At 71.3% G+C, this 20539-nt stretch carries 19 protein-coding genes; 14 read left to right on the forward strand and 5 right to left on the reverse strand.

Features of this window, described 5'->3' with window-relative positions:
• Positions 1–94: 94 nt before the first annotated feature.
• Positions 95–1201, reverse strand: a complete 1107-nt coding sequence (locus ABEA93_RS14830; protein ID WP_345675972.1) for a hypothetical protein — start codon at positions 1199–1201, stop codon at positions 95–97.
• A 463-nt stretch (positions 1202–1664) separates the two neighbouring features.
• Between ABEA93_RS14830 and ABEA93_RS14835 the strand changes: the two genes are divergently transcribed.
• The 12 genes from ABEA93_RS14835 (at position 1665) to ABEA93_RS14890 (ending at position 16653) form a co-directional block, all read left to right on the forward strand.
• A complete protein-coding gene (locus tag ABEA93_RS14835) occupies positions 1665–2165 on the forward strand; it encodes a hypothetical protein (RefSeq protein WP_345675973.1) in 501 nt (166 codons plus the stop codon).
• Between the two features lie 549 nt (positions 2166–2714).
• Positions 2715–3515: a hypothetical protein gene (locus ABEA93_RS14840; RefSeq protein WP_345675974.1), complete on the forward strand. Its 801-nt coding sequence runs from the start codon at positions 2715–2717 to the stop codon at positions 3513–3515.
• A 435-nt stretch (positions 3516–3950) separates the two neighbouring features.
• The gene (locus ABEA93_RS14845) at positions 3951–5528 is read left to right on the forward strand and encodes a hypothetical protein (RefSeq protein ID WP_345675975.1); all 1578 of its coding nucleotides are present in this window, start codon (positions 3951–3953) and stop codon (positions 5526–5528) included.
• Positions 5529–5828: 300 nt separating this feature from the next.
• Complete coding sequence (locus tag ABEA93_RS14850; RefSeq protein WP_345675976.1) at positions 5829–7484, forward strand: WxL protein peptidoglycan domain-containing protein; 1656 nt, start codon at positions 5829–5831, stop codon at positions 7482–7484.
• A complete protein-coding gene (locus ABEA93_RS14855; protein ID WP_345675977.1) occupies positions 7481–8833 on the forward strand; it encodes a hypothetical protein in 1353 nt (450 codons plus the stop codon). Before ABEA93_RS14850 ends, ABEA93_RS14855 begins: the two co-directional genes overlap by 4 nt.
• A complete protein-coding gene (locus ABEA93_RS14860) occupies positions 8830–9639 on the forward strand; it encodes a WxL domain-containing protein (protein WP_345675978.1) in 810 nt (269 codons plus the stop codon). Before ABEA93_RS14855 ends, ABEA93_RS14860 begins: the two co-directional genes overlap by 4 nt.
• 73 nt (positions 9640–9712) lie before the next feature.
• Positions 9713–10624, forward strand: a complete 912-nt coding sequence (locus tag ABEA93_RS14865) for a hypothetical protein (protein ID WP_345675979.1) — start codon at positions 9713–9715, stop codon at positions 10622–10624.
• A gap of 64 nt (positions 10625–10688) precedes the next feature.
• Positions 10689–12491, forward strand: a complete 1803-nt coding sequence (locus tag ABEA93_RS14870; protein ID WP_345675980.1) for a hypothetical protein — start codon at positions 10689–10691, stop codon at positions 12489–12491.
• A 174-nt stretch (positions 12492–12665) separates the two neighbouring features.
• Positions 12666–13523 (forward strand): hypothetical protein, encoded by an 858-nt coding sequence (locus tag ABEA93_RS14875; protein WP_345675981.1) that lies wholly within the window; start codon positions 12666–12668, stop codon positions 13521–13523.
• Positions 13524–13531: 8 nt separating this feature from the next.
• Positions 13532–14539: a hypothetical protein gene (locus ABEA93_RS14880; RefSeq protein ID WP_345675982.1), complete on the forward strand. Its 1008-nt coding sequence runs from the start codon at positions 13532–13534 to the stop codon at positions 14537–14539.
• A gap of 135 nt (positions 14540–14674) precedes the next feature.
• Positions 14675–15346 (forward strand): response regulator transcription factor, encoded by a 672-nt coding sequence (locus tag ABEA93_RS14885; protein ID WP_345675983.1) that lies wholly within the window; start codon positions 14675–14677, stop codon positions 15344–15346.
• A 38-nt stretch (positions 15347–15384) separates the two neighbouring features.
• Positions 15385–16653: an ATP-binding protein gene (locus ABEA93_RS14890; protein WP_345675984.1), complete on the forward strand. Its 1269-nt coding sequence runs from the start codon at positions 15385–15387 to the stop codon at positions 16651–16653.
• Positions 16654–16736: 83 nt separating this feature from the next.
• Here the strand turns inward: ABEA93_RS14890 and ABEA93_RS14895 are convergent, their stop codons facing one another.
• Together ABEA93_RS14895 and ABEA93_RS14900 are read right to left on the reverse strand one after the other, a co-directional pair.
• Positions 16737–17234 carry a GtrA family protein gene (locus ABEA93_RS14895; RefSeq protein ID WP_345675985.1) on the reverse strand — a complete coding sequence of 166 codons (498 nt, stop codon included), beginning with the start codon at positions 17232–17234 and terminating at the stop codon, positions 16737–16739.
• Positions 17231–17734 (reverse strand): GtrA family protein, encoded by a 504-nt coding sequence (locus ABEA93_RS14900; protein WP_345675986.1) that lies wholly within the window; start codon positions 17732–17734, stop codon positions 17231–17233. The genes ABEA93_RS14895 and ABEA93_RS14900 overlap by 4 nt, the downstream gene beginning before the upstream one ends.
• 84 nt (positions 17735–17818) lie before the next feature.
• Between ABEA93_RS14900 and ABEA93_RS14905 the strand changes: the two genes are divergently transcribed.
• Entirely contained in the window at positions 17819–18958 is a 1140-nt protein-coding gene (locus tag ABEA93_RS14905; RefSeq protein WP_345675987.1) for a 5-(carboxyamino)imidazole ribonucleotide synthase, read from the forward strand.
• Positions 18955–19467, forward strand: coding sequence for a 5-(carboxyamino)imidazole ribonucleotide mutase (gene purE, locus ABEA93_RS14910; RefSeq protein WP_345675988.1), 513 nt, complete (start codon positions 18955–18957; stop codon positions 19465–19467). Before ABEA93_RS14905 ends, purE begins: the two co-directional genes overlap by 4 nt.
• Positions 19468–19541: 74 nt before the next feature.
• Here purE and ABEA93_RS14915 read toward each other — a convergent pair whose 3' ends face one another.
• Positions 19542–19958 carry a CoA-binding protein gene (locus tag ABEA93_RS14915; RefSeq protein ID WP_345675989.1) on the reverse strand — a complete coding sequence of 139 codons (417 nt, stop codon included), beginning with the start codon at positions 19956–19958 and terminating at the stop codon, positions 19542–19544.
• A gap of 74 nt (positions 19959–20032) precedes the next feature.
• On the reverse strand, positions 20033–20464 hold the full coding sequence (locus tag ABEA93_RS14920; protein ID WP_425584954.1) for a CoA-binding protein: 432 nt from the start codon (positions 20462–20464) through the stop codon (positions 20033–20035).
• Positions 20465–20539: the final 75 nt, after the last annotated feature.

Here is a 20539-nt window from a genome sequence, read left to right on the forward strand (position 1 = left end):
GGATCCCCCCGAAGACATACTGAAACGTGTTCCAGTAATGAGTCCTGCTTATTCAGCGATGACTCGGGTCGCGAAGTCAATACCGTCCCGCTGGTCAGATGAGCGTCAGCGTCATCTCCGCGGTGTAGTCGCCCGCCGGAGTCCCCTCCGGGACGGCGAGGTTCAGTGAGGCGCCGACCCGGAACTGGCCTCCGGTCAGCTCGCCCATGCTCGGGTTCTGCCGGCACAGCAGTTCGGGATAGCCCGCCGCGGTGCCCGGCAGTCCGCCCATGACGGCGCTCGGACTGGTCACCGTGGGCGCGCAGTTGGGCACCAGGGTCACCCGGTCCGCGGGGATGCGGCTGCCGTCGATGGCGACGAAGTCGTCGATCTGCCCGGTGAGCGTCCAGCCGAGGGTGCTGTTGCGGCCGTCGACCACGGTGACGGGCTTGAGTTCGCCCTGCACGAGCTGCGGGCCCGCGCCGGGGGCGAAGGGGGCCATCGTCACGCCGTCCTGGATCTGCATGATCAGCGGGCCGGGCGGCGGTGGCGTCTTGGGCTCCGCCGGAGGCTGGTCGCCGCCCGCGGGATTCCCGCTGTCCCCGCCGACGGGGAAGCCGGACGCACCGGCCGTGGGCAGACCGCTCGGCAAGCCCGTGGGATCTCCGGTGGCGCCCGGTGTGCCGGTGGCACCCGGGCTGCCGGAGGCGCCGGGGGTACCGCTCGCGCCGGGGGTGGGGGACTGGCCGGGGGTGGGGGTGCCGGGGAGGGGGCCGCCGACTTGGAGGGAGAGGGCGACGGGGACGGGGGCCTTGGCGGCGCACCGCATTGGGTCCGGGATCCAGTCCGACTTCAACTCGTAGGCGGCAGGGGAGAGGTCGATCTTCCCGTTCTGGGTGACGGTGAACGTGCCGGTCATGTCGGAGACCGAAAGCGGGTTCGGCCCGGACGTGTACGGATTCTTGCGCGGGCCCTTCACGGTGACATTGACCGCCTGGGCTCCGGTCAGTTTGACCGTGCCAGTCGGCGTGACGGTGTCGGCGGCGATCACCAGCCACGGCGAGATGTTGCGCGGCGGCGTCGTCCAGTGCCATGTGACCGTCAGCTTGTCGCCGACGGCGTAGGCGGCCTTCTGCGGTGCGACGGTGACCTCGATCTGCGGCTGCCACGCGAAATTGTCACCGTGCAACGGCGGCGGATCGCATTCCACCGTCGTACTCACCGCCGCCGCGTGGGCGGGTGGTGCCACGGGGCCGAATCCGGCAACAGCGACAACGATTCCGAGGGCGACGGGTATCCCGGTGCGCCGGAGAGCCATGCTGCGGACGCTCCCTTCCTGCATGCCGAGCGCGTGCACCCCTGCCGCGCGGGCGGACGGGCCGGCGGGGAAGGGGGGTGTGCGGGCGACCTTACTGACTGACGGTCGAACAGCAATTCACGCGGGTTGCCGCAGGGCATGTCAAGGCGCATATCCCACACGGGATACACGCGTTGGGTGACGAATCGATGTCATGGAGTGGTTCATTCCGCATGTAAAGAGTCGAATCCGTACACGTGTCACCAAACGTTCGGTGTTGCCTTGGCTTTCACGGCCGGACATTCTCCCGGTCATCAATCGATGACCGAGCGGATTTCGATGTATTCGCCGGGATCGTTCGTCTTTGCCTGGAGGGGATGTCATGCATATGCGCACTGGAGTCAAGGCACTTGCGGTTGCGGCGGGGGTGGCCGCGGCCTTGGCTGCGACGACTTCGACGGCTTCCGCGTCCGCCGGCGAGGCCCGCACGGCGGCGCAGTCGTGGTACACGTGCAGTGATCCGGTGGCGCTGACGGACGGCGGTTCGACCGCGGTCTCGTGCATCAGCTCGGATGGTGTCGGGAACCTGAGCGGGCTGTCCGTCATGCACTTCAACAGCGCGAACCCGGCCGGTTGGACCGCCTGCCAGCTCAACTCGACGCTGTTCCGCGTGAACTCCGACGGCACCGAGACCGCGTTGTCGTCGGCGCCGATGACCGACTGCCTCGATGCCGCGCACACCAAGGCCGACCTCGGTGCCGCACTGCCGTGGGCCGCGATCACCGCGTCCGGCAACTATCGCGTCCGGCTCGGTATTGCGGGCAGTTACAACGGCACCGCAGTTCTCGGGTATGCGGGTTCGAGCCCGGTCGTATACGTCGGCGTCTGATCCCCAGCCGTGCCCGCCGGCCCCGGACGTCCGTCCGCCGGCGGGCACGGCGTTCTTCGGCCCCGGAAAATCGATCGTTGTGGTGACACGTGTCGATCGGCTTCGCTGGGCGGGTCATGTGCCAAGCGCCTTGTCGATACGGCGATTTCCCAGGTCGCGGCCGATACGGAACCGTTTTCCGACGCCGCGGTTTTTTCTGTCGATCGCTGTTGTCCGCTGATGTTACTTGTCGTACCGTCACCCAAGGATCTGACATGCCATCAATGACTGGCACAGTCTTGATGTCTCTCGGGGTGCGGTACGGGCAAGGGCTTCGATCAAGGGAGCCCCTGGTCAACTCACCCGGGCCTGTGCGTATGTGCGGGCCGTCGAGTCCGTTCCGGGCCCGAACCTGGGGGGTCGGTGCGGGTGGACGATCGCGGTTCCACCACGCGGAGCCGCGAACGGTCCGTGCAAGACGAGAACGGCGGTACGGCCAGGCCGAGAGTGCGCCGTCGGCCGCAGCGCCGTCCGACACGACAGGCAAGTCCCCGAAGGGAGAACCACTCCATGGCGAAGCCCCTCACGCGGGCCGCGAGCGGTATCGGCGCGGTCGCGCTGGCGACCGGCGCGTTCCTGGCAATGGCGCCGCAGGCGTACGCGGGTCAGATCTCCGCGAACGTCACCTGCGACGTTCCGATGGTCGGCAAGAAGACCGCGCAGCAGACCATCAAGGTCGATGCCCCGGCCACCGGCGCCGCGGGTGCCGATGTCACCGTCACGGTCACGCTCGGCCCGAGCCCCGCCACCAGCCCGGTGCCGCTCAGCAACATCGACGCCACGCCGTCGATCGACTTCAAGGTCGGCAGCAGCACGGTGACGGTGACCGGCGCGCCGGTCAAGGTCAACTTCGAGGCGAACAAGCCGATCACCTCGCCGCCGTACACCGGCAAGTTCAAGATCCCGGCCGGCGCGACCGGCAAGATCGACCTGATCCCGGTGAAGATGGCCACCGTCGCCGACGTGTCCGGCCAGAAGCTGACGACGCCGTGCACGGTCGAGGGTGCGACCTCGGTCGCGTCGATCACCATCGGCGGCAGCTCGAGCACGACCACGTCCGGCGGTTCGTCCACGACGACCTCCGGCGGCTCGAGCACGACCTCGTCGGGCGGTTCGACCTCCACGTCGGGCGGCACGACCGCCGCGGCGGGTTCGTCCACCACGACCACCGGTGACTCGCTGCCCAAGACCGGCCCGCTGGACGACGCGCTCTCCATGGGCCTCGTCGGCGGCACCGTCGGTCTGCTGGGCATCGGCGCGGTGCTCGTCGCCACCCGCAAGGTCCGCAACTCCCGCAACGCCGCGGCCTGATCCCAGGCCCGTCCACGGGCGTGAGCGCCGTGTCCCCGAGCCCTCAAGGGGTGGGCTCGGGGACACCGCTTACGCCCGCGGAACTCTGTTTCGCCACGGAACGAGCCGGGCGTGCCGGCCTCTCGCGCACACGCCGCGCGCGACGCGGGCCGAAGTCTTGACTTCACGGGCACGCGGCGGCATCAATGGCTCGCCTGGTTGTGAAACAGGTTCCACCCCGCACGTCGGCCCGCTCCGCTACCGCACGACCACGGAGCGGGACGCGAGACGGCCGCCTCGGCCGTGTGCGACGGAAATTCGAGGCGACCGTCCCAGGACGGCACCGGAGTACCCGAGTTCATGGTAGTGCGCTCGCGGGATCCGCTCCGGTGCGGTGTTCGACTGCCACCGCTCCCCGGCGGCGGCAGCAGCCCCTGGAAGGGAGTAGCACCGCCAATGTTTGAATCCCGTAAGAAGGTCTCCGCGGGCCTCGGCGCCGTGGTGATCGCGGGTTCCGCGGGTCTGGTCGCCGTCGCCCCGGCGGCGACGGCGGCCACCGCCACGTATCAGGTGCACTGTGCCCTGCCGGCCGGACAGCCGCCGGTCGACGGGTCGCAGTCCGTGACGGTCGACCTGAGCCCCGCCAGCTCGGCCCCGGGCGGCAGCATCGAGGCCACGGTCACCCTGGGCCCCAGCCCGGCGACCAGCCCCGTGCCGCTGACGGGCGTCGACATGACGCCGTCGATCACGTTCGCGCAGAGCGGCGGCGCCGGCGGTCAGGTGACCGTGACCGGACCGACCATCAAGGCCGACATCCCGGGTGCGCCCACGCCGATCAGCACCCCGCCGTACAAGGGCACCTTCACGGTGCCCGCCGGTGCCGCGGGCTTGGTGAACCTGGTGCCGGTCAAGACGGTCACCAAGACCGTCACGCCGTTCGGCACCTTCGAGACCACCTGTGACGTCACCGGCGGCACCGACGTGGTCGCGAGCTACACGGCGAAGCAGCCGCCCGCCGACCCGACCCTGGTCGCGTCGCCGGGCAGCGTCGAGCAGAACAGCCAGCTCGGCCTCTCCGGCACCAAGTGGGAAGGCAACGTCACCAAGGTGTCGCTGTGCGACGCCGGCGGCGCGAACTGCCAGGCCCTGCCTGCGCAGCTCTACAGCCTGAACGTCGCCAACGGCAACCTGACCGGTGGCGTGCAGATCGTCGACCAGGTCCCGCCGGGCACCTACACCGTCAAGGTGGAGTCCGACGCGCCGCAGAGCAAGACCAGCAACAGCTTCACCGTGACCGGCGTTCCGCCGGTGACGGCGTCGGCCAGCCCGTCCTCGGGCGACCTCGGCCAGGCGACCGTCGTGTCGGGTGACAACTGGGTCAAGAGCGGCAACGTGACGCTCCAGGGCCAGAAGTCGGACGGCACCGCGACCACCGACGCGCCGGTCACCGTCGCGACGGACGCGAACGGCCACTTCTCGTCGCCGTACACGGTGAACGACAAGAACACCGCCAAGATCAACGTCTCGGGCGGCGGCAAGTCGGCCAACGCGGCCTACACGCCGAAGTTCGGCCAGCAGCTCGGCCAGGACGCCTCGGGCACCGTCAACTCCGGCGGCCTGAGCTTCCAGCAGGCCGCGGCCGGCATCCAGCTCTCGCCGATCACGCTGAACGGCAAGCCGCAGACGATGACCGGTGCGCTGAACCAGGTTGCGGTCCAGGACTTCCGCGGCGACGTCCTCGGCTGGGACCTGACCGGTCAGATCACCGACTTCACCAACCCGGAGAAGGGCGGTGTCATCCCGGCGAACTCGTTCTCCTGGAAGCCCGCCTGCGCGGTGACGAACCCGGCTTCGCCGAGCCAGGTCGTGACCGGTTCCGAGGGCAACGTCGGCCTGCTGTGCAAGCAGAACGCGAACGCTCCGGGCGTCGTGTCCGGTGGTGAGTTCACCGCCGACGCGTCGACCAAGCTCGCGGTCCCCGCGTGGCAGCTGTCCGGCACCTACACCGCCACCCTCACGCTCACCCTGATCTGATCCCCGCGATCCGATCGCGAGCGACGCAAGGACTCCCGGCCGGTCTTCCGGACCGGCCGGGACCCTGAACGGCCTTGAGGTCCGGTGCCGGATGGCGGGAGCCACCCGCCGTCCGGCACCGGCGCTTCCGGGCCGCTGCGGATCGGCGCAGAGCGGAGGGTGGGACGGGCAAGCCGTGCCCGTTCCACCCACGCCGCTCGGCGACGGTCCGTCCCCCGCAGCACCCGCACCGCCCGGGTTTCCGCTCCCGAGGGGTGCTTGTCCGCCGATCCGCCCCTCACCACCGTGCAGGAGACCGCCATGACCGACGCGCCGACCAAGCCACGCGGCAGACTTGCCCGCCGGAGCCCCCGGCGGTCCGGTCCGTGCGCCCGTGCGCTGTCCCTGCTCGCCGCACTCGTCACCGTGTTCGCCACGATGATCGCCGGACCGCTGCCCGCCGCGCACGCGATGGGCAACGGGGACTGGTCGGTCGACCCGTACGTCCCGCCCGGCACCGACCAGAACAACCGCCGCTACTTCTACATGGACGGCGCGGCCGGCGAGACGCTCACCGACACCGCGGTCGTCGCGAACTCCAGCGACCACCCCATCACGCTCAAGCTGTTCGGCGCGGACGCGTTCAACACCCCGCGCGACGGCGCCTTCTCGGTGCGGCAGTTCACCGACAAGATGAAGGGCGTCGGCCTCTGGCTCAAGGTCGCCAACGGCCAGGACACCCTGACGATCCAGCCGCAGACCCGCGTCGCGGTGCCGTTCAGCATCACCATCCCTGCCGACGCCACGCCCGGCGACTGGGTCGGCGGCATCATGGCGCTGAACCCCGATGCGATCGGCCAGCAGACCCAGGGCCAGCTCAAGGTCGACCTCAAGATGCAGGTCGGCGCGCGCATCTACCTGAACGTCAAGGGCCCGCGCATGCCCGCGATGGACGTCCGCGACGTGCGCATCCAACGCGACACCGGCTTCTCGCAGTTCTTCGGGTCGAGCGACGCCGAGGTGCACTACAAGGTCGTCAACAAGGGCAACGTGATCATCCGCCCGGTGACCGACATCAAGGCGACCGGCATCTTCGGGCGCACCCTGCTCGACAAGAAGCACGACCCGACGAAGGCCGGGCCGGAGATCTTCCCCGGCCAGGAGGTCGAGCTGGTCGTGAAGTGGCACGACGCGCCGCTCCTCGACCGGGTCAACTTCAAGGTGTCCGCGACCAGCGACACCCAGGACGGCGGCCAGCCGCTGGGCGACTCCGAGAGCGTGTCCTACACCGCGGTGCCGTGGCCCGCGCTGCTGATCCTCGCGATCCTGCTCATCGTGGGCAGCGTCGCCTGGCAGCTGCTGCGCAACCGCAAGCGCGGCGGCGGCAAGGGCGGCGACCCGGCGGAGAAGTCCGGCCCCAAGGGCCCCGCGGGCGACGCCGAGAACACGCCCGGCGACGCGGACGGCGGCAAGCCGGCCGGCAAGAAGGGCGCCAAGGACAAGGGCGCGAAGACGCCGGCCGCGAACGCCGCCGAGAACGCCCCGACGGCTCCGGCTGCTCCGGCCACCCCGCCGGCGAAGCCCGCGACCGCTCCGGCCGAGACGCCCGAACCGGCCACCACCAAGGCCGAATCGGCGCCGTCCGCGAAGAGCGACGCCGCGGCGGACAAGGCTGCCGCGAAGGGCGACGCCGCGAAGCGCGACGCGCCCAAGGGCGAGGCCGCCGAGAGCGACGCCGCGAAAGCCGACACCGCGAAGGACGCGGCCGCGAAGGCCGACACCGCGAAGAGCGATGCCCCCGAGGCCGACGCCGCGAAGAGCGACGCTCCGAAAGCCGCCGACGCGGCCGAGGGCACCGCCGGTCCTGCCTCGAAGACATCCGTTGATGACAAGTCGAAGTCCGCTCCGGACGCCGCCGACGGGGCGGAGGCCGGCAGCGCGGACACGGCCGGCGATCCGGCGGGGGTCAGCCGTTGAGTCACCTCGCACTGACGCGCACCCCGGCGCGACCGGCCACCGGCCGGTCCCGCCGGGGGGCGTTCCTGTTCGTCCTGGCATTCCTGCTCTTCCCCGCCGTGCTCGCGGCCCTCGGCGCGGCTCCCGCGGACGCCGCGACCTCGCCCCCGCCGTCGCCCGGCGCGTCCGCCGCCCCAAGTGAAGCCACCGTCTCCCTCGACCCGGCCACCACGAAGCCGGACGGCATCGTCAAGGTCACCGGCGGCGGCTGGACCCCGGGCTCCATGGTCAACATCGCGATCTGCGGCCAGAACGCCATGAGCGGCACCCGCAGTTGCGCGGTGCCCACGTCGATCACCCTGCCGGTCGGTCCGGAAGGGACCGTCTCGGCGTCGCTGAAGGCCGTCGTTCCGCCGGTGCCCTGCCCGTGTGTGGTGCGCGTCGTCACCGTCACCGGCGGCAAATCCATGGACCGCAACACCCCGCTGGAGATCCAGGGCGCGCCGTTCGCGCCGCTGCCCGACGCGTCCAAGACGCCCGGCCGACTCACCTTCGTGAAGAGTGAACTGGTCGGCAAGGACAACCTGTTCAACTGGTTCGGCTCGCCCGTGCAGCGCCGCTTCGTCATCGAGGTCGGCAACATGGGCCAAACGCCGATCACCAACCCGGTGTTCAAGATCGGCACGTACGAAGGCGTGTACGCGCCCACGTGGGAGGACAAGACCTGGCAGGGCGTCATCGCGCCCGGTGCCCGGGTGAAGATCAGCCTCCCGATCGAGCTGGCACCGCGGCAGCACGGCACCTTCAAGTACCGGGTCATGTACGACGGCCGGGTCGTCGACGAGGTCGCGCTCAACGTCGGACGGCCGTGGGGTGTCTACCTGTTCGGCGCCCTGATGGTGGTCGTCGTGCCGATGACCGTGTGGCGCCTCGGCGTCTCGCTGGTCCGCGCGATCCGGGACCACGGCAAGGAGCGGGCCGTCGAACGCGACCGCGAGGTGGGCCTGCCGGGCACCTCGGCGATCCGGAGCGGCAAGGACGCCGGAAAGGGCTCCGGCACGGATCCGGACGACCCGGACGCCGCGGTGCCGGCGCCCGAAGCCGCCCGCGAGCCCGCGCTCGTCCCGGGCGGCGGCACGCCGCGGCGCCGCGTCGAAGAGACGATGGTCGTCGGCGCGCCGCTGTTCGCCGGACCCGAGCCGGCCCGCGGCCGGGAACTCGCCGCGGAGACCGAGGCCGAACGCACGAAGGTGCTCCCGTCCGAACCGCCCGCCACGCGCGGGAGATCCGGCGGGACCGGCGCGGTCAGCCCCTCCGACGTCGCCAACGGGCTTGCCTGGAACGCGGGAGAGGAGCGCGACGAGCCATGACGTACCGGCCCGGAGCGGGGACCGCGGCCTTGCTGAGCACGGCGTTCGCCGTCGCCGTCATGACGGCGGTACTCGCCAGCTTCCTGCTGTTCCCGGGAAGCGGCTGCAACGCCGACGGGTGCGGCAGCGCCGACGATCCGCAGGTCGGCGCGATGGGCGACCAGTCGCCCTCGAGCCCGCCCGCGCCGCCGCCCGCGTCCACGGCGCCCGCGGCACCGACCGACGACCCCTTCGGCACGCCCGGCACGCCCGGCGGGCCGTCGGGCGGCACTCCGACCGACGCCGGGGACCTGCGGTTCGACACGCAGGTCGCCGGCCCGGCCGCGGCCACCGGTTCGGGCGGCGACCCCGCCGGGATCAGCGCCATGCTGCTGCCCGGACCGCTGCGGGTGGTCACGCCCGCACCCGGCGGCTCCGGCTACCTCAAGGTCAACTCCGTCACGGGGAACGCCGAAGGGCGCATCGCCCCGGTACTCGTCCAGGACTTCCGCGGCTCGCGCTCCGGATGGACGCTCACCGCCACCATGTCCGACTTCTCCGCCGCGGGCGGCTCGAAGCTCGACGCGGACAAGCTCAACTGGGTGCCGAAGTGCGGTGCGCACCCGGGCCCGTCGTCCTATCCCAGCACGCCGGTCGCGGGGTCGCCGGTGGCGACCAACCGTACCGCGCTGCTGTGTTCCACCCCGTCCCTGCCCTCGGTCACCGGCGGCCAGTTCGACGTGGAAGCCGATCTCCGACTCCAGTTGCCCGACCGGGGATCCGGCGGCGGAACGTACACCGCGACCCTCGTGCTCACCCTCGCCTGACGGCGAGCCGCTCGGCCCGAAGCTCGACCGTATTGGGGCAAGTCCCGCCCCGACGAGAGGAGTTACCAGTCCGATGGCGACAAGAAGGATGACGAGAGCCGCGCTCGCCGCGACGGTGAGCGCGGCATTCGCGGCCGGGGGGATCCTCGCCCTCGGACAACCGGCCGGGGCGGCCCAGAACTCCCGTACCGCGACGGTCGCGATGGACTGCGCCTGGCAGACGGCGTACGGCGAGCAGTTCGTGGCCAGCCCCACGTTCGAGCTGTCCGCACCGGGTGCGGCGCAGGTCGGCGGCAAGGCCGACTTGAGTGCCACCGTCAAGGACGGCGGCAGCCTGCTCACCATCCCGGCGGGTGCGACCGCGCACAACCTCATGTACACCGGCGCGTCCATGGACGCGAAGGTCTCCGGCGCGGCGGGCCTCGCCGCGGCGAAGCTGGCCACGGCGTCGGACGGCGCGGCCGTGGGCGCCGACGGGGTCGTCAAGTCGGGCGCGTTCACCCAGTCGTACAGCGTCACCGCGGCAGGCAGCCTGACCGTGCAACTCGACAAGCTGACGGTGTCGTTCACGGACAAGGCCAACAACGACGCGGCGCTCACCCTGGTGTGCACGCCGCGGTCGGCGTCCGGCGTCTGGCCCGCGATCAACGCGACGTCCGGGACCCCGGGGGCGCCGTCGAACGGCGGAACGCTTCAGCAGACCGTCGGTGCGGGGGTCAGCGCCACGGCCACCGCCACCGACACCGCGACGGCCGAGCCGACGGCCACGCTGACGCAGGGCGTCAGTGTGGCCCCCACCACGACCGCGTCCACCTCGGGGTCCGCGTCGGGGTCCGGAAGCACGTCGTCCGGCCCCCTGGCGCACACCGGCGGGGGAGGCCCCGGCCTGATGGCCCTCGCCATGCTCGCCGCGTCGCTGCTGCTCGGCAGCATCGCCGTGATCCTGGCCCTTCCGCACCGCCGAAGGAGCCGTCCGCTCACCTGATGCGGCTTCCGACACGCACGCAAAGAACCGCATCTGTCCATCAGGAGATTGGGATTCCCACCTCATGATCAAAGTCCGAAAGAGAGCAGCCGCGGCCCTCGGGGCGGTGACACTGGTCGGCACGGCGGGACTGGTGGCACTGTCCCCGGCGGCGTCGGCAGCCGCCGTGAGCTACCACATCAAGTGCCCGGTCGGCATTCCCGGTATCCCGGACGCCGACGGCACCCAGGACATCACGTTCACCATGCCCGCGGCGAAGGTCAAGCCGGGACAGACGGCCACGATCGGTGTGACGATGGGGCCGAGTCCCATCGCCCTCAACATGGGTCCGCTCGACGTGGACGTTTCGGTGGCGTTCGACCTGAAGGCGAGCGGCGGCTCGAGCGCCGATGTGGCTTTGCAGGGGGAGGGCGGCAAAAAGCTGACGATCACCCCGAACCAGCCGCTCCAGGTGCCCCCGTTCAACGCCACCATGACCGTCCCGGCCGACGCGACCGGCGACATCACGCTCACGCCGAAGAAGTTCACGATCACGGCGATGGGTTCGATCAACATCGTGTGCACGCCCGACGGCGACATTCCGTCCCTGGGCACCCTCCCGGTCGACGCCGCCGGCCCCTCGGTGGCGGTCACCCCCGGTACCCAGGAGCCCGGCAAGGACATCACCCTCGCCGGTGCGAACTGGCCGGCCGGGACGCCCACCGTCGAACTCTGCAAGGGCACCGACTGTTCCGCGGACCGTTTCTCGGCCAAGTCGCCCGTCGTGGGCGCCGACGGGAAGCTGTCCGGCACCGCCACGCTCAAGGCGGACGTCGCCGACGGCGACTACACCGTGAAGGTCACGGTCGGCGACGCGTCGGAAAGCGCGCCGCTCACGGTCAAGAAGCCGCAGGCCGCCACCCCGGCGATCACACTCAGCCCGACCTCGGGCCAGGTCGGCACCGAAGTGACGGTCAACGGAACCGGCTTCCCGGCCGGCGCGGTGAGCGTGTCCGGCCTTGCCGGGACCGCGGCCAGCTCCGACGCCGCGGTGAACGCCACGGCGGCCGCGGACGGCACGTTCGCCGCCAAGTTCAAGGTGACGGACGCCAACACCACGAAGATCAAGGCCGCGGGCGTGCAGAGTTCCAGCGCCGAAGCCGCTTTCGAGGTCAAGGCGCCCGTCAAGGACCCGAACGGCAAGCTGGTCGCGGTCCAGTACAGCTGCCTGACGGCGGACAGCCCGATCGAGTCGGCCAAGGGGCCGTTCGAGGCGACCCGCAAGGTGCTCATCACCCTGCCGTCCGCCGCCGACCCGAACGAGAAGGTCGACATCAGCGCGACGTTCGAGAACGACGTGGTCGGCGACATGCCGAACATCCCCGTCCAGGTGAAGCTCCACATCACGCCCGAGATCGACGTCAAGGTCACCGACGACGCCGGCAAGACCGGCTTGCTCACGCTCAAGGCGGACTCGCCGCCCGACTTCGACCTGGTCCCGGGCCAGCCCATGAAGGCGGGTCCGTTCAAGAGCTCCTTCACCGTGCCGGGCGGCGGCGTGTTCTCCTTCACCCCCGGAGAGCTGCGGATCGCCACCGTCGCCATGGGCGCGACGACGCACACCGTCTGCACCCTGAAGAACACCCCGGAGGTCTCGGCGACCCTGACCGCGGTCGGTGAGCGCGGCGAGCTGCCGCAGACCACCGGCGGCTCCTCGTCCGGCTCCACGGCCGGCTCCTCCGGCGCCACCGGCGGCGACCTCGCCAAGACCGGTTCCGGTGGTTCGGCCATCGACGCGTTCGCGCTCGCGGCGGGTACCGCCGTGCTCGCGGCCGTCGGTGTGCTGCTGCTGGTGCCCTACCGCCGCCGTCTGCGCACCCGCGCCTGACGAAACGGCTGACGGCGCCGGACGCGGGCGGATATGACGCGTGAGCGCCGAGTCGGGTCCTCCCTCCGGAATCTCCCCGGAGGGAGGGCCCTTCGCGTACTGTGCGCACCGGTAGGACCGGGTGTGTGGCGCGTGTGGCCTGTGTGCCGAGCGATGAAGGGACCGCGATATCCGATGGCTCGACGTATAGCGAGGGCCGGGTTCGTCCTGGGACTGACGTCGGCAAGCATGGCCGCGTCGGTGGTAGGACTGGCTCCGCCCGCGTTCGCGGGCAACCAGATCTCCATGCAGGTGCACTGCGAACTACCTTTGGACCAGCCGCCGATCGAAGGCGAGCAGCTCGTCACGCTGGAGGGGCCCGCGGACGCGGTGCGCCCCGGCGACAAGGTCAAGATCCGGGTGACGCTGGGCCCGAACGCGGGCACCAGCCCCATCCCGTTCCCGGGCACCCCGACCACCCCGTCGATCGAACTGACCATGTCCGGCGGCGCCACCGGCACGGTGCGGCTGCAAGGACCGCAGATGATCGTCGACATCCCCGGGGCCCCGCACCAGATCCTGATCCCGCCCTACGAAGGCGAACTCCAGATCCCCATCGAGGCCACCGGCGACATCTCCCTGACGCCCGGCAAGATGGTCACCACCACCGCGATCTTCGGCTCGCAGGTCACCACCTGCTTCCCGACCGGCCCGGTCCCGGTCTCCACGGTCGTCAAGATCACCAACCAGGACGCGCCGGTGAACCCCGCCCAGGGGCCCGCGAGCACGACCGGTGCCGGGCCGAGCGCAAAGAGCGTGGTCCCGGCGGCGCCGCCCAGCCAGGCGCCGGTCGGCACCGGAAGCCCCTCCGGCCCCGAGTCGCCCGGCCCGTCGAGCGCGACCATCCAGGCGAAGAGTTCGGCGTCCGACTCGAGCGGCGGCGGCGGGCTTTCCGGCGCCGCGGTGTTCGGCATCGCGGCCGGCGCGCTGGTGCTCGCCATGGCGGTCGTCACGATGCTGATGTCCTGGCGGCGGCACACCGAGGACGACTGAGGGCGGACATGAACACCACCAGACGCAGAGTCGCTTCCGCGACCGCGGCAGGGGCGTTGGCCGTGGCCGGACTGGCCGCGGCGGCCCCCGCCGCCGACGCCGCCCGGGCGACCGCGAACGCGGTCTGCCGCCAGGCGTCTCCCCCGTCCGGGGAAGTCGCCGCCACCATGTCCGTCGGTGTCTCCTTCAACCCGGCCTCGGGGCCTGCCGGCACCGTCGTCGCCGTAAGCGCGACCGCGGGGCCGCTGCCCGTCCTGTCGTCCACGGCCGTGCCGGACGCCATGATCGAGACCCGGCTCACGCTGGCCTATGCGGGAGCCGCCTCGGGAACGGCCGACCTCGTCTCGGCACAGACCGTCGCGCTTCCCCAAGGCCCGGTGGACCTCGGCCCCTTCGACGCGTCGTTGCGGATTCCCGACGGCGCCCCGCCCGGGGACCTGCAGTTCACCGCCAAGGCGCTGTCCGTCACCATCACCACGCCCTACGGCAGCGTCCTCGAAGAATGCGACTTCTCCGGCAGCGGCGTGCTCGGCACGTTCACCGTCACCTCGGACACCGGGACGCAGCAGCGGCCGCAGGGCACCGTGGACTCGGGCGGCCTGAACTTCGAGCAGGCCGCCGCGGGCATGCAGCTGTCGCAGGTCACGCTGAACGGCAAGCCGCAGACGATGACGGGCGCGCTGAACCAGGTCGCGGTGCAGGACTTCCGCGGCGACGTTCTGGGCTGGGACCTGACGGGTGCCATCACGGACTTCACCAGCCCGGAGAAAGGCGGCCTGATCCCCGCGGACTCGTTCACCTGGAAGCCGGCCTGCGCGGTGACGAACCCGGATTCGCCGAGCCAGGTCGTGGCGGGATCGGAGGGCACCGTGGGGCTGCTGTGCAAGCAGAACGCGAACGCTCCGGGTGTCGTCTCCGGCGGCGAGTTCACCGCCGACGCGTCGGCCAAGCTCCCGATTCCGGCGTGGCAGCTGTCCGGCACCTACACCGCCACCCTCACACTCACCCTGATCTGACCCGGCTTTTCCGCCCCTCCGCCCGCCCGCGCCGGTGCCCGCGCGCCGTCGAATGCCTCGTCCGGCACGGGTTGTGAACCGGTGAGTACGGGACAGGTACGGGACCCAGGCCCGGATGGGTTCTACGATCGGGCCATGACCCGCGTACTGCTCGCCGAGGACGATGCTTCTATTTCCGAGCCCCTGGCACGCGCACTGCGCCGCGAGGGCTATGACGTTGAGGTGCGTGAGGACGGACCGACGGCCCTCGAGTGTGCCGCGCAGAGCGGGGTCGACCTGCTCGTGCTCGACCTCGGGCTGCCCGGCATGGACGGTCTGGAGGTCTGCCGCCGGCTGCGCGCCGAGGGCCACGGGTTCCCGGTCCTCGTCCTGACCGCCCGCGCCGACGAGGTCGACACGGTCGTCGGGCTCGACGCCGGCGCCGACGACTACGTGACCAAGCCGTTCCGGCTCGCCGAACTCCTGGCCCGGGTCCGGGCACTGCTGCGCCGCGGCGCGGCCGAGGTCGGCCAGGGAGTGCACGGCGTCCGGATCGACGTCGACTCCCACCGCGCCTGGATCGGCGACGAGGAACTGCAGCTCACCGCGAAGGAGTTCGATCTCCTGCGGGTCCTCGTCCGGGACGCCGGCCGCGTGGTGACGCGCGACCAGCTCATGCGCGAGGTGTGGGACACGACCTGGTGGTCGTCCACCAAGACCCTGGACATGCACATCTCCTGGCTCCGCAAGAAGCTCGGCGACGACGCGGGTAACCCCCGCTACATCACCACCGTGCGCGGTGTCGGGTTCCGGTTCGAGAAGAACTGACAGGCAAGGTAACGGGGGCATTCGGAACGGTCGTATCTGTGCGTCGCAGGCTCATCAACACCACGCTCGGTGTGGTGCTCGTCGTCGTGGCCGTGCTCGGCATCCCCTTGGCGTTCGTCGAGACGCGCGCCATCGAGACCACGGCGAAGGACAACCTCAAAGCCGAGGCGGCGCGCGTCCTGGAGGTCGTCGAACTGCGCCTGTCGTCCGGCGACCAGCCCGACGTGGCGGTGCTGGAACGCCAGGTCGCGTCGTCGCGCTACGCGGCGATCACGATCCCGGGCCGGCCGGTCCTGGAGTTCGGCAAGAAGCCGACCGGCCGGACCCTCAACGTGTCGATGAGCGGCCCGCACGGCGAGACCGTGACGGTGTCCGAGTCCCGCGACGAGGTGAGCCAGCGGGTCCGCGAGTCGCTGCTGCTGATCCTGGGCGTCGCCCTCCTCGCGGTGGCCGCGGCGACCGCGCTGGCGGTGTGGCAGGCGCGCCGGCTGGCCCGCCCGCTCACCGACCTGGCGGAGACCGCGGAACGCCTCGGCTCCGGCGACCCGCGCCCGCGACAGCGCCGCTACGACGTCCCGGAGCTGGACCGGGTCGCCGAGGTGCTCGACCAGAGCGCCGAACGCATCGCCCGCATGCTGACCGCCGAGCGGCGCCTGGCCGCCGACGCGTCGCACCAGCTGCGTACTCCGCTCACCGCGCTGTCGATGCGCCTCGAAGAGATCATCGCCACCGAGGACCCGGGCACGGTCAAGGAGGAAGCGGCGATCGCGCTGACCCAGGTGGAGCGGCTCACCGACGTCGTGGAACGTCTCCTCACCAGCACCCGGCGCGGCGCCGCGGGCCGCGACCCGCGCACCGAGTCGGCCGTGACGGTGAGCGTGGACGACGTGATCCGCCAGCAGGTCGACGAATGGCGGCCCGCGGTGGCGAGCGCGCACCGCGCCATCCGGGTCACCGGGCAGTCCGGCCTGGTCGCGGTCGCCACGCCCGGCGCGCTCGCCCAGGTGCTCGCCACGCTGCTGGAGAACGCCCTCATGCACGGCGGCGGCACGGTCACCATCAGCACCCGCCGGATCGGCAGCTCGATCGTCGTCGAGGTCGAGGACGAAGGCGCCGGGGTATCCGACGTGCTCGGCGCACGGGTGTTCGAGCGGGCGGTCAGCGGACGCAACTCGACGGGTCTCGGCCTGGCGGTCGCGCGCGACCTCGCCGAGGCGGACGGCGGACGCCTGGAACTGCTGCAACTGCGCCCGCCGGTCTTCGCGGTGTTCCTGGGCGCCTACCCGGGCGCCGACAACGGGGACTGACCCCGCGAGGCCGCCCGCTCGGCCGGAACCGGCCTGGCGCACCCCCGGGCCGGAATCGCGCCCACGAGCGCGTCACACGGCCGTCAGGACGCCTTCGTGGACTCTTCCTCGACCAGCTTGGCCGCCTCGCGGTCGATTTCCGCGGCGTGCGTGCCGGTGAAGACCCAGGTGCGGTACGACCAGAAACGGAACAGCGTGCCCAGCGGCAGGCCGAACGCGTACTTGGCGACGTTGTTGGCCTTGCTGGTCGTGTAGTCCAGCAGGTAGTTCGACACCGCCACGGCGCCCGCCTCGATGGCCATGCCGACACCGCTGAAGAGCAGGAACAGCAGGACTTCGCGCCGCTGGTCGGCGGACTTGCGGTGCCGGAACGCCCAGAAGCGGTTGCCGACGTAGTTGACCACGATGGCGACCGCGGTGGAGATGATCGACGAGCGCACCGGTGCCAGGTCGAGCTGGTTCAGGCACAGGTTGAACACGAGGATGTTGACGACGACGCCGAAGCCGCCGACGGCACCGAACTTGAGCGTCTCGTGCACCAGGTGGTGGAAGCGCGCATAGAACGCGCGGGGCCCGGTCACGGGGTGCCGCCCCGGCCGGCGGACAGGGCGGGCTCGGTCGAGGGCGCGGTCTCGGACTTGTGCTTGAACACGAAAGTACGGAACGCCCAGAACCGGAAGAGGGTTCCCAGGGCCATACCTACGATGTTGCCCGAAATGTTGTCCGCGAGCGTGCTGGTGTAGCCCATCAGGTGATTCGAGACGAAAACGCAGCCCGCCTGGATGCCCGCTGCTATGGCGCTGAACACGAAGAACATCGTGTATTCGCGCCGGACCCCGGTCCGCTCGCGACTGCGGTACGTCCAGTACCGGTTGCCGATGTAGGCGACGATCGTGGCCGGGACGGACGAGACGATCTTCGCGGCGACGCCGCCGAGACCCCAGTACAGGCAGAGGTTGAAGACCGCCACGTCGACCGCGTAAGCCAGGCCGCCGGCGATGAGGAACTGGGTGACCTCGGACCGTGCCGCGGCGAGCCGCCCCGGGGCCTCGGCGGGCTCCGTGGGGGCCGTACCGCTCACCGGCGTCCTCGGGTGTCTGCACAACTCACCCGACGAGGGTAGCCGCATCCGTCCGCCGCGGAGCGCCGGATACCCTTGGTGCCCGTGACCTACCCGATCGTCGGCATGGTCGGCGGCGGCCAGCTGGCCCGCATGACCCACCAGGCCGGAATCCCCCTCGGCATCCGTTTCCGCCTCCTCGCCGCGTCCGCGGACGAGTCCGCCGCGCAAGCCGTGGCCGACACCGTCCTCGGCGACGAGAAGGCCCTCGGCGACCTCCGCACATTCGCGCAGCCGTGCGCCGTGGTCACCTTCGACCACGAGCACGTGCCCACCGAACACCTCCGCGCGCTGGAAGCGGACGGCATCGCCGTCCGCCCCGGCCCCGACGCCCTCGTGCACGCCCAGGACAAGGGCGTCATGCGCGAGCGCCTCGCCGAGATCGGCATCCCGTGCCCGCGCAACCGCATCGTCGCCGACCCGGCGGACGTCGCCGCGTTCGCCGACGAGGTCGGCGGCTGGCCGGTGGTGCTCAAGACGGTGCGCGGCGGCTATGACGGCAAGGGAGTCTGGGTCGTCGGCGACACCGAGGCGGCCGCTGCGCCGTTCCGCGCCGGCGTCCCGGTGCTCGCCGAGGAGAAGGTCGACTTCGCCCGCGAGCTGGCCGCCAACGTGGTGCGCTCGCCGCACGGGCAGGCGGTCGCCTACCCGGTCGTGGAGAGCATCCAGGAGGACGGCGTCTGCCGCGAGGTCATCGCGCCCGCGCCGGACCTGTCCGAGGAGCGCGCCGTCGAGGCGCAGCGGATCGCCCTGAGGATCGCCGGCGAGCTGGACGTGACCGGGCACCTCGCGGTCGAGCTGTTCGAGACCCGCGACGGCCGCATCCTGGTCAACGAGCTGGCGATGCGTCCGCACAACTCCGGGCACTGGACCATCGACGGGGCCGTCACCTCGCAGTTCGAGAACCATCTGCGCGCGGTCCTCGACCTGCCGCTCGGCGACCCGCGGGCCCGCGCCAAGTGGACCGTGATGGTCAACGTGCTCGGCGGCGACTACCCGGACATGTACCCCGCGTACCTGCACGTCATGGCACGTGACCCCGGCGTCAAGGTCCACATGTACGGCAAAGAGGTCAAGCCCGGCCGCAAGGTCGGCCACGTCACCGTGTGCGGCGACGATCTGGACGACGTCCGCGCGCGCGCCAACCACGCCGCGGACTACCTGCGAGGGAGCATCACCGAATGAGCCAGCCCGCCGCCCGGCCCGTCGTCGGCATCGTCATGGGGTCCGACTCCGACTGGCCGGTCATGCAGGCCGCCGCGGAGGTCATGGACGAGTTCGGCATCGCGTACGAGGCCGACGTGGTCTCGGCGCACCGGATGCCGCAGGAGATGATCGCGTACGGGCAGAACGCCGCGGGGCGCGGGCTAAAGGCGATCATCGCGGGCGCCGGAGGTGCGGCCCACCTGCCCGGCATGCTCGCGTCGGTGACGCCGCTGCCGGTGATCGGTGTGCCGGTGCCGCTGAAGTACCTCGACGGCATGGACTCGCTGCTGTCGATCGTGCAGATGCCGGCCGGTGTGCCGGTGGCCACCGTGTCCGTCGCGGGGGCGCGCAATGCGGGCCTGCTCGCGGTGCGGATGCTGGCCGCGCACGACCCGGCGCTGCTGGAGCGCATGACCGCGTTCCAGGCCGACCTCAACGCCCAGGCCACCGAGAAGGGCCGCAAGCTGCGCGAGTCCCTCGGCCGCTGAGCGGACGAACCGGACCTGCCCAGGGCATCGGATGTGCGGTGCCCGGCCCGACCGGTGCCGGTCGGGCCGGCGGGTCAGGCGCTGGTGAGCGACATGCGCTGCATGGTGACGGCGGCGCAGCGGTCCATGACCATGTCCAGGCCCGCGGCGGTGGTCCGCTCGTAGGCGTCCAGGTCGATCACGTCGAGCTGGCACCACACGGCCTTGGCGCCGATCTGCACGGCTTGGTCGGCGATGGCGCCGGCCTTCGCGGAGTTGACGAAGACCTGCACCACGTCGACCGGGAACGGGATGTCGGCGAGGGTGAGGTACCCGGTTTCGCCGTGCACGGTCTCGGCACGGGGGTGCACCGGGACGATGCGCTTGCCCAGCTGCTGGAGATGGGCGGCGACGCCGAACGCCGCGCGGTGCGAGTTGGTGCTGAGGCCGACCACCGCCCACGTGCGGTGGGAGAGGATGCGCCGGATGGTCGCGTCGTCGCCGTACGGCATGCTGTGCCCCTCAGGTTGGGGAGGGTGGGACGGAGGCCGGGGGGCCTCCCGGGGGAATCGCGGGCCCGTGCGGATCAGGCGCCGATCAACCGCGGCCACTCGATGGCGGGGCAGCGGTCCACGACGACCTGGAGTCCCGCGTCGACCGCGAGCTTGATCGCGTCCGGGTTCACGACTCCGAGCTGATACCAGATGGCTTTCGCCCCGATGGCGATCGCTTGCGCGGTCACCGGCTCGGCGTGCTCGGCGTTGACGAACACGTCGACCACGTCGACGGGGAACGGGATCTCCTCCAGCAGCGCGTACCCGGTCTCGCCGTGCACGGCCTCCGCTTTCGGGTGCACCGGCACGATCCGCTTGTCGTGGCCTTGCAGGAACCCGGCGACGCCCCACGCGGGGCGCCCCATGTTCGTGCTCAGCCCGACGACCGCCCACGTGTGGTGGACGACCATGAGGTCGCGGATCGCTTCGTCGTCGGTGAGGACACCGTCGGTGACATAAGCCATGCGGTCATCGTGCCCCTGTCGCCCCGGTCCCACCACCCGGGGGAGGGGGCCGGTGCGGAGGCGGAGCCCGGCGGA

It is taken from the genome of Yinghuangia aomiensis, assembly GCF_039542225.1.
In the GTDB taxonomy this organism is placed as follows: Bacteria; Actinomycetota; Actinomycetes; order Streptomycetales; family Streptomycetaceae; genus Yinghuangia; species Yinghuangia aomiensis.